At 65.8% G+C, this 13,459-nt stretch carries 16 protein-coding genes and 1 pseudogene; 9 read left to right on the forward strand and 8 right to left on the reverse strand.

The features are described 5' to 3' along the window. The first annotated feature begins 3 nt into the window (after nucleotides 1-3). Nucleotides 4-867 (forward strand): anthrax toxin lethal factor-related metalloendopeptidase, encoded by an 864-nt coding sequence (locus D5S18_RS05850; protein WP_120038772.1) that lies wholly within the window; start codon nucleotides 4-6, stop codon nucleotides 865-867. 14 nt (nucleotides 868-881) lie between these two features. Further along, entirely contained in the window at nucleotides 882-1,043 is a 162-nt protein-coding gene (locus tag D5S18_RS34760) for a hypothetical protein (protein WP_158607807.1), read from the forward strand. A gap of 452 nt (nucleotides 1,044-1,495) precedes the next feature. On the opposite strand, the gene D5S18_RS36345 is transcribed toward D5S18_RS34760, so the two are convergent. The 3 genes from D5S18_RS36345 to D5S18_RS35250 all read right to left on the reverse strand — a co-directional run bounded on the left by D5S18_RS36345 (nucleotide 1,496) and on the right by D5S18_RS35250 (nucleotide 3,926). After that, the gene (locus tag D5S18_RS36345) at nucleotides 1,496-1,744 is read right to left on the reverse strand and encodes a Tn3 family transposase (protein WP_369410368.1); all 249 of its coding nucleotides are present in this window, start codon (nucleotides 1,742-1,744) and stop codon (nucleotides 1,496-1,498) included. Beyond that, nucleotides 1,663-2,472, reverse strand: coding sequence for a Tn3 family transposase (locus D5S18_RS35245; RefSeq protein ID WP_203236611.1), 810 nt, complete (start codon nucleotides 2,470-2,472; stop codon nucleotides 1,663-1,665). The genes D5S18_RS36345 and D5S18_RS35245 overlap by 82 nt, the downstream gene beginning before the upstream one ends. 71 nt (nucleotides 2,473-2,543) lie before the next feature. Continuing rightward, nucleotides 2,544-3,926 (reverse strand): DUF4158 domain-containing protein, encoded by a 1,383-nt coding sequence (locus D5S18_RS35250; RefSeq protein WP_203236612.1) that lies wholly within the window; start codon nucleotides 3,924-3,926, stop codon nucleotides 2,544-2,546. A gap of 397 nt (nucleotides 3,927-4,323) precedes the next feature. On the opposite strand from D5S18_RS35250, the gene D5S18_RS05860 reads away from it, so the two are divergent. After that, the gene (locus D5S18_RS05860; protein ID WP_147403857.1) at nucleotides 4,324-4,506 is read left to right on the forward strand and encodes an alpha-hydroxy-acid oxidizing protein; all 183 of its coding nucleotides are present in this window, start codon (nucleotides 4,324-4,326) and stop codon (nucleotides 4,504-4,506) included. On the opposite strand, the gene D5S18_RS05865 is transcribed toward D5S18_RS05860, so the two are convergent. Further along, nucleotides 4,476-5,363 (reverse strand): alpha/beta fold hydrolase, encoded by an 888-nt coding sequence (locus D5S18_RS05865; RefSeq protein WP_120038776.1) that lies wholly within the window; start codon nucleotides 5,361-5,363, stop codon nucleotides 4,476-4,478. The two genes, D5S18_RS05860 and D5S18_RS05865, sit on opposite strands and share 31 nt — an antisense overlap. Next, nucleotides 5,360-6,184, reverse strand: coding sequence for an SDR family oxidoreductase (locus D5S18_RS05870; protein WP_120038778.1), 825 nt, complete (start codon nucleotides 6,182-6,184; stop codon nucleotides 5,360-5,362). The genes D5S18_RS05865 and D5S18_RS05870 overlap by 4 nt, the downstream gene beginning before the upstream one ends. 335 nt (nucleotides 6,185-6,519) lie before the next feature. On the opposite strand from D5S18_RS05870, the gene D5S18_RS05875 reads away from it, so the two are divergent. Then, nucleotides 6,520-7,041 carry an AAA family ATPase gene (locus tag D5S18_RS05875; RefSeq protein ID WP_239003561.1) on the forward strand — a complete coding sequence of 174 codons (522 nt, stop codon included), beginning with the start codon at nucleotides 6,520-6,522 and terminating at the stop codon, nucleotides 7,039-7,041. A gap of 127 nt (nucleotides 7,042-7,168) precedes the next feature. Then, on the forward strand, nucleotides 7,169-7,876 hold the full coding sequence (locus D5S18_RS05880; RefSeq protein WP_239003562.1) for a lytic polysaccharide monooxygenase auxiliary activity family 9 protein: 708 nt from the start codon (nucleotides 7,169-7,171) through the stop codon (nucleotides 7,874-7,876). A gap of 293 nt (nucleotides 7,877-8,169) precedes the next feature. Here D5S18_RS05880 and D5S18_RS05885 read toward each other — a convergent pair. Beyond that, nucleotides 8,170-8,553: pseudogene (locus D5S18_RS05885) on the reverse strand (Tn3 family transposase); the annotation flags it as partial. Nucleotides 8,554-8,696: 143 nt separating this feature from the next. On the opposite strand from D5S18_RS05885, the gene D5S18_RS05890 reads away from it, so the two are divergent. The 3 genes from D5S18_RS05890 (at nucleotide 8,697) to D5S18_RS05900 (ending at nucleotide 10,075) form a co-directional block, all read left to right on the forward strand. Further along, nucleotides 8,697-9,146 (forward strand): SRPBCC domain-containing protein, encoded by a 450-nt coding sequence (locus tag D5S18_RS05890; protein WP_120038779.1) that lies wholly within the window; start codon nucleotides 8,697-8,699, stop codon nucleotides 9,144-9,146. Beyond that, on the forward strand, nucleotides 9,143-9,478 hold the full coding sequence (locus tag D5S18_RS05895) for an ArsR/SmtB family transcription factor (RefSeq protein WP_120038781.1): 336 nt from the start codon (nucleotides 9,143-9,145) through the stop codon (nucleotides 9,476-9,478). The genes D5S18_RS05890 and D5S18_RS05895 overlap by 4 nt, the downstream gene beginning before the upstream one ends. Nucleotides 9,479-9,556: 78 nt before the next feature. Next, complete coding sequence (locus D5S18_RS05900; protein ID WP_120038783.1) at nucleotides 9,557-10,075, forward strand: SRPBCC family protein; 519 nt, start codon at nucleotides 9,557-9,559, stop codon at nucleotides 10,073-10,075. Nucleotides 10,076-10,242: 167 nt separating this feature from the next. Here the strand turns inward: D5S18_RS05900 and D5S18_RS05905 are convergent, their stop codons facing one another. Together D5S18_RS05905 and D5S18_RS05910 are read right to left on the reverse strand one after the other, a co-directional pair. Next, a complete protein-coding gene (locus tag D5S18_RS05905) occupies nucleotides 10,243-10,857 on the reverse strand; it encodes a short chain dehydrogenase (RefSeq protein WP_120038785.1) in 615 nt (204 codons plus the stop codon). Continuing rightward, a complete protein-coding gene (locus D5S18_RS05910) occupies nucleotides 10,854-11,768 on the reverse strand; it encodes a helix-turn-helix transcriptional regulator (RefSeq protein ID WP_120038854.1) in 915 nt (304 codons plus the stop codon). The genes D5S18_RS05905 and D5S18_RS05910 overlap by 4 nt, the downstream gene beginning before the upstream one ends. 157 nt (nucleotides 11,769-11,925) lie before the next feature. Between D5S18_RS05910 and gltX the strand changes: the two genes are divergently transcribed. Continuing rightward, nucleotides 11,926-13,446 carry a glutamate--tRNA ligase gene (gene gltX, locus D5S18_RS05915; RefSeq protein ID WP_120038786.1) on the forward strand — a complete coding sequence of 507 codons (1,521 nt, stop codon included), beginning with the start codon at nucleotides 11,926-11,928 and terminating at the stop codon, nucleotides 13,444-13,446. Nucleotides 13,447-13,459 lie beyond the last annotated feature (13 nt).

Below are 13,459 nucleotides of genomic sequence, written 5' to 3' on the forward strand. Positions count from 1 at the left end.
GCGGTGCGGATCAGCAGGGCCATTGCCGATCTACTTCGGGAGCGGATAGTCCCGACGTTCCTTCGGGCGGGCAAGGCAGCCGAACACTATGCCGGGGTCATGCGTGAGATCGGTGAGGGGGCAAAAACGGCTGCGCGGACGGCGGGAAACGCCGACCTGATGGGTGCGGGGCAGGTTCTCGCAAGTAAAGCCGCGCCCGTTTCAGGCTTCAATCCGGTTCACGGCTTCGGAAACAGCACTCGCACACGCCTGTCCGCCATATACGGCGACCGGCTCAGAATCAGCGGGGTTGGGCCCGCTGCAGAACAGCACCTACGTGACTTGGAACTTCTACCGGACAGCTTCCATAACAAACTCCTCGGATACTTCGCCAGTCACCCCGAAGGCGGCATCGATATTATCGACGGCACCGTCACCGACATCCTGACCGACCTTCGCGGAGTAACACCACGCGGCTGGCCCCCGGGAAGTACCTGGGACGACGTACCAGGACTGCACGATCCGTCAACGCACCGAGTGATCATCGGCGTCGGACCTCACGGTAACGTTTCCCTGGCCGTGCATGAGACTGGTCATGCCTTCGACGACGCCATCGGCAACGCGTCCGAGTCGGTAGAGTTCAGGCAACTGTACGACAAGATGGATATAACGAAGCCTTACTATGCTCAGCCGGGTAACGCCGGACGGCAAGAAACCTTCGCTGAGAGTCTTGCCGTCTGGGCACTCAACCGCCACATGCCACCCGATTACCGAGCTAATTCCTTCGCCGATAAATTCGGCATACGCACAAATAAACAGGCTCGGGGAGCCTTACTCGACAGCTACTTCTCGAACCTACAACACCGTCTCGAGCCACACCCGCTCTAAAAGGAACGATTCACATGAACGCAACACGCAACTCCGATGGAACCCTGACGGTGCCGATGCGCGCCGAAACCAACGGAATAATCGGTGACGCTCTCGTCACGATCGGTCCAGACCATCCCGACTACGAGGCATGGGACACCTGGCTGCGCAAGCAAGCGGAAAACAACAATGCCTAATCTCGATTTCCAGCAAGGCCCCGGTTCCGTTTTGAACATCTCAGGCACGCACCGCAACGGACCTGGCCCTCACACCTCCGTGCATACCCTGACGCGACGCCACGCTAAACGCCACTGGCCGTTCGATCGCTCGTTACCGACCAGCGTTCAACGACCGATCAGCTCGTCCTCATCCAACTCCTCGGGAGTTCCAGACGGTGAACCAAGGGGTCCAGGCCACCGACACTGACCGTCACCTGGCCTGGGCAGATCTCGAGGTCACCAACCCGCGAGTGCTCGATGCCCCTCGCCGCAGCGAGAGAGCCGAACACGTAGCCGAATCTCCGGATCGGTTACGACTGCCGCCCGGCGCTCGCCAGGATGCGATCCGGGATCGAACCGATCCGTGTCGAGCAGTACACGGCAGGCAGACCGGCCGCGACTGAGACTACCCGCAACGCTGAAACCCGCTACTACGCGGCCCGCCTGGCTAGGTCGAGGCGACGGTTCATGTCCAGCAGGAACCGCCCGTAGGGGTTGATGTTGGACCAGAACAGCGCCGACAGGGCGCGGCGCTCGTTGTCTCCCATGAGATTACAGAACTCCGGGTCTTGCAGCACCCGTTGCAGCAGCAGGGTGTTTATGTGGACCAGCGACGATTGCAGCAGGTGCAATGCCGCAGCAACCCCTCGATCATCGACGCCACCTCCGACGATGAACACGACTTCAGCTGCGAATAGATGCAGACCCGGTTGCGCTCGACGTGCCAGTAGATCATCACCCCGGCCCCGCCGTAGCGCTGGTGATACTCGGTCATGAAGTTCGACTCCCACGACCCGAACTTCTTCGAATCACTCGCGCACGCCGTCCCCCGACCCCACCACTGCGAATCCCGGTCGGCGAACGTCGCGTTGACCAGCTTGACGATTGCCCGACGCATGTTGTCGCGGGTCACGAAGTGCCGCCGCACATGCCGCAACATGGCTTCGGTCTCCTCGTGCTCGCCGGTATTCACGATCGCCTTGATGCCCATGTTGGTGCCCAACGCGAACAGCACCAGCAGCAACCGCCGCCGCAGCGTGTCGCGGTCCATCGACTCACGCGAGGCCACCGACACGAACTCCATGGAGAAGTCGGTCAGGAAGTCGGCTTCCTTCAACACGTCGAGCAGGTCGATTGTGCCCCAGCGGCGGGCTACCTCGTCCTTGATCGCGGTCAGGTTCTCCGGCTCGATGAGTTTGTCCAGCTTCGGCACCGAGATCCACGGCTCGCCACGGCGCTTGGTGATCCGCACCCCGCCGGTACTCCCCTCGATCAGGCCCCTGTCCAACCCTTCCAGCCCGGCGGTCATCCGTGCGCGCAGATCGGTGATGAACTCGGTCGCATCCAGCGGCTGACGCAGCGCGGCGTAATGGACCTCGATGGACCTCGCGGGCCTGCTCGAAATCACCCGGCAGGTCGTCTTCGGGGTTGCGCCACCGGTTGCCGCCCTCGACGTAGATTTCGCGCCGGCGCAGCGCGTCACGCAACGCGACCAGCACACAGCTCGTACGGGATGCGCTCGACCCGGTCGCGGTCGTCGACCACGGCTTCACGCCAGGCTTTCGGTACCACACCGTCCAACGGCACCAGGGCGTGCTGGTCGTAGAAGCGGACCTTGCCATCGATCGTGGCATAGCGCGCCAACAGTTCCATCGCCACCATCACCGGCCGGTAGGCGGTGTTGTTGCACCGCAAGTCCAGCGCGGCCAGCAGCGGCGGCAGCATCCGCCGGTAGTGATTGGAGTACGAACTGCGCAGCACCGCGCGGACCCGCTCCTGGAATACCTGCTCATTGGCCTTGGCTTCTTTGACCAGCTCCCGCAGCGTCTTCTCCCCGACCACCGGGAACAGTGCCTTGCGCACGATGTCGTCGGGGTGCTCCACGGCAGCCTCGGCCAGCTTGAACAGGATTCCCTCCTTCCCCCGGACCCGCCGCAGATCCTCGGTCAGCTCGCGCTCCACCCGCCGATCTGCCCGGGTATTGATCCGCAACACCAGACTGATCAGCAGATCCACCAGGGCGTCGGTGATCTCCGCCGACCGCATCCAGCACAGCACCGCCAGCAGCGTCAGCCGCACCGGCTCCGGGGCGTCGCGCAGGTCTGACGGGAACATCCGCGCCGCGCGTGCCCGCCAGGCGTCGACAAGTTTTTCGCTGGCATCGGCGAACAGCTCCACCGGCAGCTTCAGCGAACGGACCGCGGTCAGCTTCTCGATCTCCCGCAGCAGCGTCTCCAGGCTGACCTTGCCGGGGTCGGACTTCAACTCCGCCAACAGATTCCGGCCACTCGCCAACGGAGTAGCGGTCTCGGCGACCAGGTCGTTGAGAGCCTGGACCGACGCTAGACTCAGACGCGACATCGTGCGGGCGCAGAATCGCTGATCGAACGTCGATCGCGCCGAACCCACCAGGCGATCGATCCGGCCGGGTGTCGGCGGCTCCAACTTCTCGGCCCGACACCGCACCAGCACAGCCTCGCGCAGCCGGTCCTCACGCAACTCGACTGGGCACATCTCCTCAGCCAACCAGCCGATCAGCTGGTCCTCGTCGCTGACAGCGAATTCCCGGAACCCGAAAGCAGCACGAACCTGGGCACGGTGATAGTCGATCGTCCGGCCCGACCACCGATACGAGGCGAACAGCGCCGGATCGACCTTCACCTGCTCGGCGACGTAACTCACCACCGCAGCCGGCACCTCCGCCGCCGTACGAGGGAACCTCGCCTCGATCTCGAAGAACTTCAGCAATACAGCGAACCCGAGCCTGGTCGCCCCCGACTTGTTGCCCACCAACCGCCAGTCGTTCTTACCGATCAGCGTCCATGACCCGATCAGATCCTCCGGCGACCACTCCAACTGCACGAAACGAAACCGTAAGGCGGATCAACAGTAACCCGCGCGTCCTACTTTGCGGCTCATGACAGCTTCAGGATTCCTGGGCTGTGTCGGTGCGTCGCTCACGAACGCACCGAATGCAACAAGTTTCCATTTGGCAACCAGAGTGGCCCTGCTTCGCGGGACCGGTCTACCCCAGCCCGGCCGCCCCGGAGACGGCCTGCCACGCAGTGGAATCCACAACCGTGCCCCCGGGGCGAATAGATACACGGAAAGTCGAACCGGACTCATCGAGAACCAGTGTTCGGAAAACGATCGTCTTACCGACAGCAGACACCCCTGACCGCCCGTCTGGTCGAACCCCTGTTCACGAAGCTCCGGCCGAATCGACGATCTGTCGAATAAACGTGTTGCGGTAAACATGTTGTCCAACAACGTTGTCGAACGTTTCTCATACACTGCGGGGCCGGCGGGTGGTCAGCGGGGAGTCGAGCGGGCGCTGGAGATCCTGCGGGTGGCGACCGAACGAATGTTGCGGTTGCTCGGGGTGCCCGATATCGCGGACGTGGGATCGGATCAGGTGCGACTCGGCGGCCTGCGCGGGTGATCGCCCCCGGTGTGCTCGAGGATCGCGGCGGCGAAGTCGCGGTGCACGGCGGCGGGCAGGGAGTGGCCCATTCCGTCGATCTCGACGAGGCGAGCGCCGGGGATGCGATCGGCGAGCCTGCGGCCGTGGGGCGGTGGGTTGATCGGGTCGCGGGCGCCCTGGATGACCAGGGTCGGGGTGGTGATGGCGGGCAGGTGCGGACCGCGACCGTCGAGGCCGACGCGGACTTCGGAATGCGGGTGCGCGGGCCTGGTGTCCGGTCGTCCCGCGTGTGCCCGCGCGATCGACGCCGCGTCCCGGAGTTCGGCTTCGTCGTAGAAGTCCCCCGCCAACATTCGCCGGATGCCTTCCTCGGAGTACGCCGGTCCGGTCAGCAGTTCGACGAGCCGCCGATCCGGTGTGGGGAGTCCATCCGGTGTGGGTTCCCCGGTCAGCGCTCGCTCCCAGTTGGCGAAGAAGTCGACGCCGAGCGCGAAACAGTTGCTCAGGATGAGTGTTCGCACTCGCGCGCCGTGATCCAGTGCGAGTAGTTGCGCGATCCCGCCGCCCATTCCGAAGCCGACGACGTGCGCCCGCTCGACCTGCCAATCGTCGAGCACCGCCACCGCGTCGGCGGCCATATCGTCGAAAGTGTATGGGTGCTCGGAGAATTCCCGCCAGGTCGATCGGCCGGTGTCTCGATGGTCGAAGCGGATCACCCGATGCCCGGCGGCGACGAAACGCTGGACGAGCGGTTCCGGCCAACTCCGCGAGCAAGCGGTGTCTCCCGCGAGCAGCAGCAGGGCCGGATCGGTCGGATCGCCGAGACTCTCCGACCACAGGTCCAGGTCGGCTCGGCGCACGATTCGGGAACTCATCGGGGGTCACCGCCGAAATCCGCCGCGTGGTCGGCGGCCCACTCGGCGAGGGTGCGGGCGGGACGGCCGGTGACCTCGGCGACCGTGGGCAACACCGGTTCCGGGGTGGCCGCGCTGCCGGTCCAGATCTCGAGCAGGAGGTCCTGTACGAAGCCGGGTAGGGAGTCGGCTCGCGCGCGCCAGTCGTCCGGGGAGATCTCCTCGAAGCGCAGTGCGCGTCCGATACCGGCGCCGATCGCCGCCAACTGCTCGGGTTTGTCGAGTGTCTGTGGCCCGCTCAGTGGATATTTCCGGCCCGCGTGCCCGTCGTGTGACAGCGCGGCGACGGCCACCGCCGCGATATCCGCCTCGTGGATCGGGGTTTGCGCCGCAGCCGAATACGGCTCGCGGACCACGCCCGTCCCTCGGATCGCCTCGGCCCAGCCCAGCAGGTTCGCCGCGAACATTCCCGGCCTGAGATGGGTCCATGCCACGTCGACGGATTCCACCGCTCGCTCGACCGCCAGGTGATACGGCGCGTCCCGCTCGCCCTCGGCTCGAATGGACGACAGGGTGACGATCCGACGCACCCCGCAGCGCTCGGCCAGTCGGGCCACATCGAGCGCGGTCGCCGGCCGACACAGCAGCAACAGCGCCTCCGCGCCGGTGAACGCCGAGGTCAGGGATTCGGGCGTATCCAGGTCCGCGCGAACCACCTCGATCGGTGTCGGGAACGGCGCACCGCCGCGTGTCACGGCGCGCACCTTCCGGCCGGAGTCGACGAGCTGTCGAACGACGAGTCGACCGACCGTGCCGGTCGCACCGGTCACGACAATTGTCATGGGAATACCCCTCGGGATCATGGGAATGCGAGAAACGATCGCGGACCCGAAACTACACTGGCGACGGCCGAGAAATCAATTCCCGAAGAAGGTTGACAGAGCGGAGTTCCCTCGCTCTATATGCTGAATGAAATCTCTTGTGGAACTTGACATTTACTAAGTCCTTCTCTCGGCGGAAATTGATATCGCGCGGTATGAGCACGGAAATTCACAACCTTTGTTGGCCGAGTATTTTCGAATTCCGAAACCCACGCGATCGGTCTGATCGTCGGAGGCCGCGACCCGCTCGGAAAATGCCTGGCCCGCGCGGCGGGGCGGATGCGATCATGGTCGCCATGACAGGAGCGGTCTATGTGATCACCGGCATCCAGGCTGCCGGAAAGTCCACGGTGGCACAGGCTTTGGCCGAGCGGCTGCCCCGCTCGGCGCATGTGCGCGGGGATGTGTTCCGCCGCTTCGTCGTCGGCGGACGCGCCGACATGAGTCCCGACCCGGCGCCGGAGGCGCTGGACCAGTTGCGCCTGCGCCACCGCCTCGCCGCCCACACCGCCGACGCCTACGCCGCCGCGGGTTTCACCGCCGTCCTGCAGGACGTGATCCTCGGTGAGCACCTGCCCTGGCTGGTAGAGCAGTTGCGCACCCGCCCCCGCTACGTGGTGGTCCTGGCCCCGCGCCCGGAGGTGGTCGCGGCCCGCGAAGAGGGCCGCGCGAAATCGGCCTACGGCCCGTTCACCGTCGAGGATCTGGACACCGGCCTGCGCGCACAAACCCCGCGGCTCGGATTGTGGTTGGACTCTTCGGATCTCACCGTCGACCAAACCGTGGACGCCATCCTCGAGCGAGCACACCCCCTCTGATCGACAACGCGGGCGCGATGTCGCTGCGTCGGTATACCCGGGTGATGCAACGACCGTCATCGTGCTCGCACAAAGCATCGACACCACCACCCCGGCCGGACGGTTCCTGTTCCGCATCGTCGCCGCGATGGACGAGATGACCGCGCTTCAGGATTCCGAAGCCGAGATGTGTTGGAAAATAGCACTTTTCACGCACTGTGAATCCTTGACCGTCGTGCGGCGGTCGCCGGAGACTGGTATGGATCACCTTTCTACCTTCTCGGGACAGCATGCCGGCCCCTGCCGCCCCATTCTCGGCAAGGAGTTTCTCGTGAACCACAGAACACTGTCCATCCTCGGCGCGGTGGGCATCGCGCCGTTCCTCGTCGCGATCCTGCCCGCGGGCATGGCCAACGCGCACGGCTACATCTCCTCACCCGCGAGCAGGCAGGCGCAGTGCGCCGCGGACCAGCTGCCGTGCGGCCCGATAAAGTGGGAGCCGCAGAGCGTGGAGGGACCCAAGGGTCGGCACGATTGCAGTGCCGGAGACCCGCGTTGGTCCGAACTCGACGACGACAGCAAGCCGTGGCAGGTATACGACGTCAACGGTGCGGTGTCGTTCGCGTGGACGTTCACAGCACGCCACAGGACCCTGGATTACCAGTACTGGATCGGCAACACCAAGGTGGCCCGGTTCGACGGCAACAACCAGCTGCCGCCGGACGGGACCCTCACCCACACCGTCGACCTCAGCGGCTTCAGCGGGCACCAGAAGCTGATCGGCATCTGGAACATCGCCGACACCGACAACGCCTTCTACTCCTGCGTGGATCTCAATATCGGCAGCGGCTCCTGAACCGATGAATACCGGTGTGTCGCTGCGGCATTCATCGATGCCACGGGCACACGCCCACGAAAACCCGCAGGTTGGACACCAACTCGCGACAGGTCGGCTCGGCGGGCTCGCCGCGCGGCACGGTCGGCGGCGAGCATCGCCTCGGCACGGTCCCCGCCCGAAGGTGACACCAACCTCATGGTCCACGTCGTCGCCGCGATGGATGAGATGACCGTGGACCTGATCAACGAAGGCACCGTCGAGGGCCTCGAGTCCGCGCGGACCCGTGGCAGGCCATCGGCGCGGACCGAACAGTAGTGCCGATTCGCGGTGGCACTGCCCGACTTTCGGGCCTCGTCGGGGTGGCCGCGCCACTTCGCCGAGACGAACCCTCGTCGGTGCCTCGTCGAACACCTTGCGCCGCCCGGTCGCGTTCAACTCGCGCAGCATGTCCACCGCGATAGCAGCTCGCTCGCCGCGGTCCAGCCCGCGAACCGCACCGCAGGGGTGAACTGACGCAGATAGTTGCAGGAGGAATCCAGTGCGGCCATGCCCGTGATCGCGGGGCAGTCGGGGTTTGGCCTGCGCGACTCGGCCGCACCGAACTTCGCCGGGATCGCCTGATCGAACAGCGCCACCACCTCATCGAGCACGTCGGTGCCCGACTGCGCCGGCACCGGCGGATCACGCCGTTCCACGCCAACGACAAGGTCAACCCGGTCCACGTCAGCAACCTGCCCGTCGGCAACACCGGATGGGCAATGCGCAACCATATATTGCGCGTTTCCGACTTTCCTGGCAGAGTGATACGCAACTGATCGTTGCTTATGGGAGGTCTGGAATGGAGTTCGGAAAGCTGGAGCGCGAGATCCGCATCGACGCGGCGCCGGAGATCGTGTTCGACGTGGTGAGTCGCCCCGAGCACATCAAGATGTGGTGGCCCGATGACGCATCGCTCGAACCGGTGCCGGGTGGAGCCGGCGAGCTGGTGTGGGGCGACCGCGCCAAGGTTGCCCCGATCGCCGTGGTCGAGGTGGACCCGCCCCGCAAGTTCGCGTTCCGCTGGGTCGCTCCCGATGGTCAGCGGCCCGAGGCAGACAATTCTCTGCTGGTCGCCTTAGAGCTCGAGGCCTCAGGTGACGGCACGATTCTGCGCCTGACCGAGACCGGCTGGCGGGAGAAGGGATGGGAAGCCGCGGCGCTGGAGGAGACTTTCCACGACCATGAACGCGGCTGGGACATATTCCTGCCCAGACTGCGGAGTTACGCCCCTTCGGTGGTGGCGCGATGATCGCCGTCGACGACCAACTCTGGTCGGCGATCGGCGACCCGATAAGGCGCCGCCTGCTCGACCTGCTGCTCGCGGAGGGTGTCGGCACGCCGACCAGCCTGAGCCATCGCCTCCCGGTTTCGCGCCAGGCGGTCACCAAGCATCTGGACGTCCTCGATCGCGCCGGCCTCGTGCACGCGACGCCGATGGGCCGCGAGCGGCGCTACGAAGTCGATGAGGCGCAGCTGTCGCGCGCGGTCCGGCAGCTGAATGACGTTGGCAAGACCTGGGATTCGCGCCTGAACCGGATCAAGCGCATCGCAGAACAGATCCAGCGTCAGCACCACGATTGACCGGCATGTCGCTGGAAGAAATCTCCGGCGACCTCAGCCCGAGCCATACGAGTATCGACCGACAATGAGAGCACTGGCATGAAGCAAGCAGATGACAACCGCGACTTCACCATCACCGTCGCTGTGGATCGCACCCCGCAGGAGGCGTTCGAGGCCATCATCGACGTTCGCGGGTGGTGGTCGCAGACGATCCAGGGAATCACCGATCGGATAGGTGGCGAGTTCGACTACCACTACCAAGACGTGCATCGGTGTCGGATCCGCGTCACCGAACTCGCGCCCGGCCGCAAGGTAGCCTGGCGCGTGCTGGAAAACCACTTCGACTTCATCGAAGACCGGTCCGAATGGACAGGCACCGACATCGTGTTCGAGATCTCCGGGACCGACCGGGGTACCGAGATACACTTCACCCATAGCGGCTTGGTCCCCCGGAACGAATGCTATGAGGTGTGCTCGAACGCCTGGGGCGGCTATCTTACCGGCAGCCTGCGGAATCTGATCAATACCGGTGCGGGACAACCCAATCCGAAAGACGACGGCGACGCCCCCGATCATCAGCGGGCCGCCACCGCGGTGCGGGCCGAGCGGGCGCTGTGACCGTCGATCCACCCTGAGTTACCGCCGATCGCCGACGAGACGGTCCCACGACGGCGGCGAGCGACACACTGGCAATTCGAACTCGGGGCGCGGGAGGCAGGTTGCCGCCGGGCCGCCACCCTCCCGTATGCCTTTGCGGGAAGCACAGGCGACTGGGCCGCGCGGATCTATTCACCGCGCGCCGCCCCGTAGGCGCGCACGATCTCACCGGTCCCGCCGCCCTCCACGCAGCGCACATAGTGCCGCACCAGTTCGTCCATCGGCACCACGGGCAGGCCCGGAAACTCGAACTCGTCGACCGAATCCCCGATCAGCGTGGGACTCACCGCGTTGATCCGCATCCCGCGCGGCAGTTCCAGCGCCGCCGACAGCACGAAACTGTGCAGCGCCCCGCTGATGACGCCGCCGCCGGTGACCCCGCGCCACGGCTGGTCGGCGAAGATCCCGGAGGTCAGGGTGAACGAGGCGCCGTCGGCGCAATGGTGCTGACCGGTCAACACGAGATCCGCCTGACCGAAGAACTTCGCCCGCATATTCCGCGCGAGCGCGTCGGCGGTCAGGTCGGTGAACTCGTCGAGCGCGCCGTGCGCGGCGATCGCCACGACCCCGTCCACCGCTCCGAGATATCGATAGAAAGCTTCGATGCTGTCGTGGGAGGTCAGGTCGACGCGCACGTCCCCGGAGTTGCGGGCGGCGGTGATCACCTCGTGCCCGTGTTCGCGCAGTGCCGGGACCAGTCGGCGACCGATGGTGCCGGCACCGCCGACTACGACGATCCTCATGGGTGTACTCCTGTTTCACTTGTCGGGACTGCTGAGTGCTCATCGGGAACCTCGCCGACCACGCGGCGGTCGCGGTCCGAAACTTGGTGCGCGAGAAGGGCGAGCGCGTCGGCGGCGGGGCTGTCGGGCTCGGCGTGGAACAGGCCCAACTGCTGGTCGTCATCGGGCAGGACGAGGGTTTCGTTGGCGAGGGTCAGGGCGCCGACCAGCGGGTGGTCGAGTTCGCGGATCGCGTGGGCGCAGGTCCGGACCGGGCGGCGCGCCCAGAGGCGGGCGAATTCGGCACTGTCGGTGGCGAGTTCGCCGACCAGTCGGGTCAGGCCCGCGTCGGACGGGTAGCGGGCGGCGGCCCGGCGCAGAGCCGAGACGGTGACCGTCGCCTTGGCGGGCCAGTCGCGGTAGAGGGCACGGTGATGCGGGTCCAGGAACAGCATCCGGGCCAGGTTCGGGCGTACTCGCCCGTCGGGGGCATCGAAGGGCAGGTGCCCTGCCAACAGCGCGTGCCCGAGCCGATTCCAGCCCAGGACATCGACCCGATGGTCGATCACCACCGCGGGTGTCCCCGACATGGCGGCCACGAGTCGCCGCACCTCGGGCCGCAGCACGCTGCGCCGCGCCCGAGGACGAGTCGGCGAGCGCGGCGCGGCGAGCGCGCGCAGATGTTCGTGTTCCTCGGGGTCCAGACGCAACGCGACCGCCAACGCGTCGATAACCGCATCCGAGGCACTGGAACTCGCCCCTTGCTCGAGCCTGGTGTAATAGCCGACGCTGACGCCGGCCAACTCCGCCAGTTCCTCGCGCCGCAACCCCGGCACCCGTCGATGGGCAAGGCCGGGCCGCAACCCCGCCGCCTTCGGGGTGAGGCGTTCGCGCCTGCTGCGCAGGAATCCACCGAGTTCGTTGCTGCTCACCGTTTCATCCTCGCGCCTCACCGCGACCTGTGCCTGCCCCGAATACGGATACCTTCACCGCTGTCCGGCAACCGTCGGGTGTAGGCGGTACCACAAATAGGGTCGAGACCGGCCTTTTTCATTTCGCCGGGCGCCTTTGGGCCGATTCGCTTCCGAAATGCATTGGGCTGTATCGGATTCGGTGCGGGCAGAGGAATCGGCGAAGCCGATCGTGGTCGCAGCGGCAGTGACCCTGACCACTGGTTTCGCCGACCGGGCGGGTACCTTTCGTCGGGTGACTACGAGAGTTCGCTTCGCTCCGTCTCCTACCGGGATGTTCCATGTTGGCGGCGCACGCAGCGCTCTATTCAATTGGGCGGTGGCCCGTCGTTCCGGTGGGCGGTTCGTGCTGCGTATCGAAGACACCGATCAGGCTCGCAACAAGCCGGAATGGGTGCAGGGCATCATCACTGCGCTGGCGACGATCGGGATCTCCGAGGCTGATCCCGCGTTCGAGGGGCCTTATTTCCAGTCGGCCAACGCCGAAGCACACAAGACCGCCGCTTCCCGGCTGTTCGCCGGAAAGCGCGCCTACTACTGCGACTGCACTCGTGAACAGGTCACCGAGCGCACCGGCAAGCCGGACGCGGGCTATGACGGCTTGTGCCGGGATCGCGGCCTGGAATACGCGCAGGGCCGGGCGTTGCGGTTCCGTACCCCCGATGACGGGGAAACCGTTGTGTCCGACCGTATTCGGGGCGAGACCGCGTTCCCGAACCGCGCCATCGAGGACTTCGTTATCGCTCGCGGGGACGGGACGCCCCTTTTTCTGCTCGCCAACGTCGTCGACGACGTGGACGAGCGGATCACCGAGGTCATCCGCGGCGAGGAACACCTGCCGAACACTCCCAAGCAGCAACTGTTGTGGGAGGCGTTGGGGCAGACGCCGCCGGCGTGGGCGCATCTGCCGGTGATCGTGAACGAGAAGCGGCAGAAGCTGTCCAAGCGCCGCGACAAGGTAGCCCTCGAGGACTACATCGCCGAGGGCTACCTGCCCGATGCTCTGGTGAACTATCTGATGCTGTTGGGGTGGGGGCCGCGCGACGGCGGCCCCGAGATCCGGCCTTACGCCGAGTTGGAGGCGCAGTTCGACATCGCGGACGTGACCAAGGCCGGCGCGTTCTTCGATGTGGTCAAGTTGAAGGCATTCAACGGTGAATACATTCGCGCTCTCGATATTTCAGGGTTCATCGCCGTGTGCCAACCGTGGTTGCGCGCTCCGCGCGCGCCCTGGACCGAAGGCGCGTTCGATCCGGAGGTGTTCGCGGCGGTGGCGCCGCTGGCGCAATCACGAATCGCGGTGCTCGGTGTGATCACCGCCTACGTCGATTTCCTGTTCCTGGACAAGCCGGTCACCGACGAAACCGCCTGGTCGAAAGCGATGAAGCCCGGCGCGGGTGACATGCTCGCCGCCGCTGCCGAGACGCTGACCGGCGCCGACTGGAACGCCGAGGCGATCCGGGCGGCGATCGAGGCCGCCGCCGCCGAGGTGGGGTTGAAGTTGGGAAAGGCCCAAGCCCCTGTCCGGGTCGCGGTCACCGGTCGCACCGTGGGGCTTCCGTTGTTCGAGTCGTTGGAAGCGTTGGGCAGGGAGCGGACGCTGGCCCGGATCGAGGCGGCCCGCGCGAATCTTGTGTGAGGTATTCCGGGGG

It is taken from the genome of Nocardia panacis (assembly GCF_003598715.1).
GTDB lineage: Bacteria > Actinomycetota > Actinomycetes > Mycobacteriales > Mycobacteriaceae > Nocardia > Nocardia panacis.

What these genes read in the sequence shown, in the direction of transcription:
- D5S18_RS34760 (WP_158607807.1), top strand. Translation starts at nt 882, where the DNA reads ATGAACGCAACACGCAACTCCGATGGAACCCTGACGGTGCCGATGCGC.
- D5S18_RS05865 (WP_120038776.1), bottom strand. Translation starts at nt 5,363, where the DNA reads ATGAGTTCCCGAATCGTGCGCCGAGCCGACCTGGACCTGTGGTCGGAG.
- D5S18_RS05870 (WP_120038778.1), bottom strand. Translation starts at nt 6,184, where the DNA reads ATGACAATTGTCGTGACCGGTGCGACCGGCACGGTCGGTCGACTCGTC.
- D5S18_RS05875 (WP_239003561.1), top strand. Translation starts at nt 6,520, where the DNA reads ATGACAGGAGCGGTCTATGTGATCACCGGCATCCAGGCTGCCGGAAAG.
- D5S18_RS05880 (WP_239003562.1), top strand. Translation starts at nt 7,169, where the DNA reads ATGGACGAGATGACCGCGCTTCAGGATTCCGAAGCCGAGATGTGTTGG.
- D5S18_RS05890 (WP_120038779.1), top strand. Translation starts at nt 8,697, where the DNA reads ATGGAGTTCGGAAAGCTGGAGCGCGAGATCCGCATCGACGCGGCGCCG.
- D5S18_RS05895 (WP_120038781.1), top strand. Translation starts at nt 9,143, where the DNA reads ATGATCGCCGTCGACGACCAACTCTGGTCGGCGATCGGCGACCCGATA.
- D5S18_RS05900 (WP_120038783.1), top strand. Translation starts at nt 9,557, where the DNA reads ATGAAGCAAGCAGATGACAACCGCGACTTCACCATCACCGTCGCTGTG.
- D5S18_RS05905 (WP_120038785.1), bottom strand. Translation starts at nt 10,857, where the DNA reads ATGAGGATCGTCGTAGTCGGCGGTGCCGGCACCATCGGTCGCCGACTG.
- gltX (WP_120038786.1), top strand. Translation starts at nt 11,926, where the DNA reads ATGCATTGGGCTGTATCGGATTCGGTGCGGGCAGAGGAATCGGCGAAG.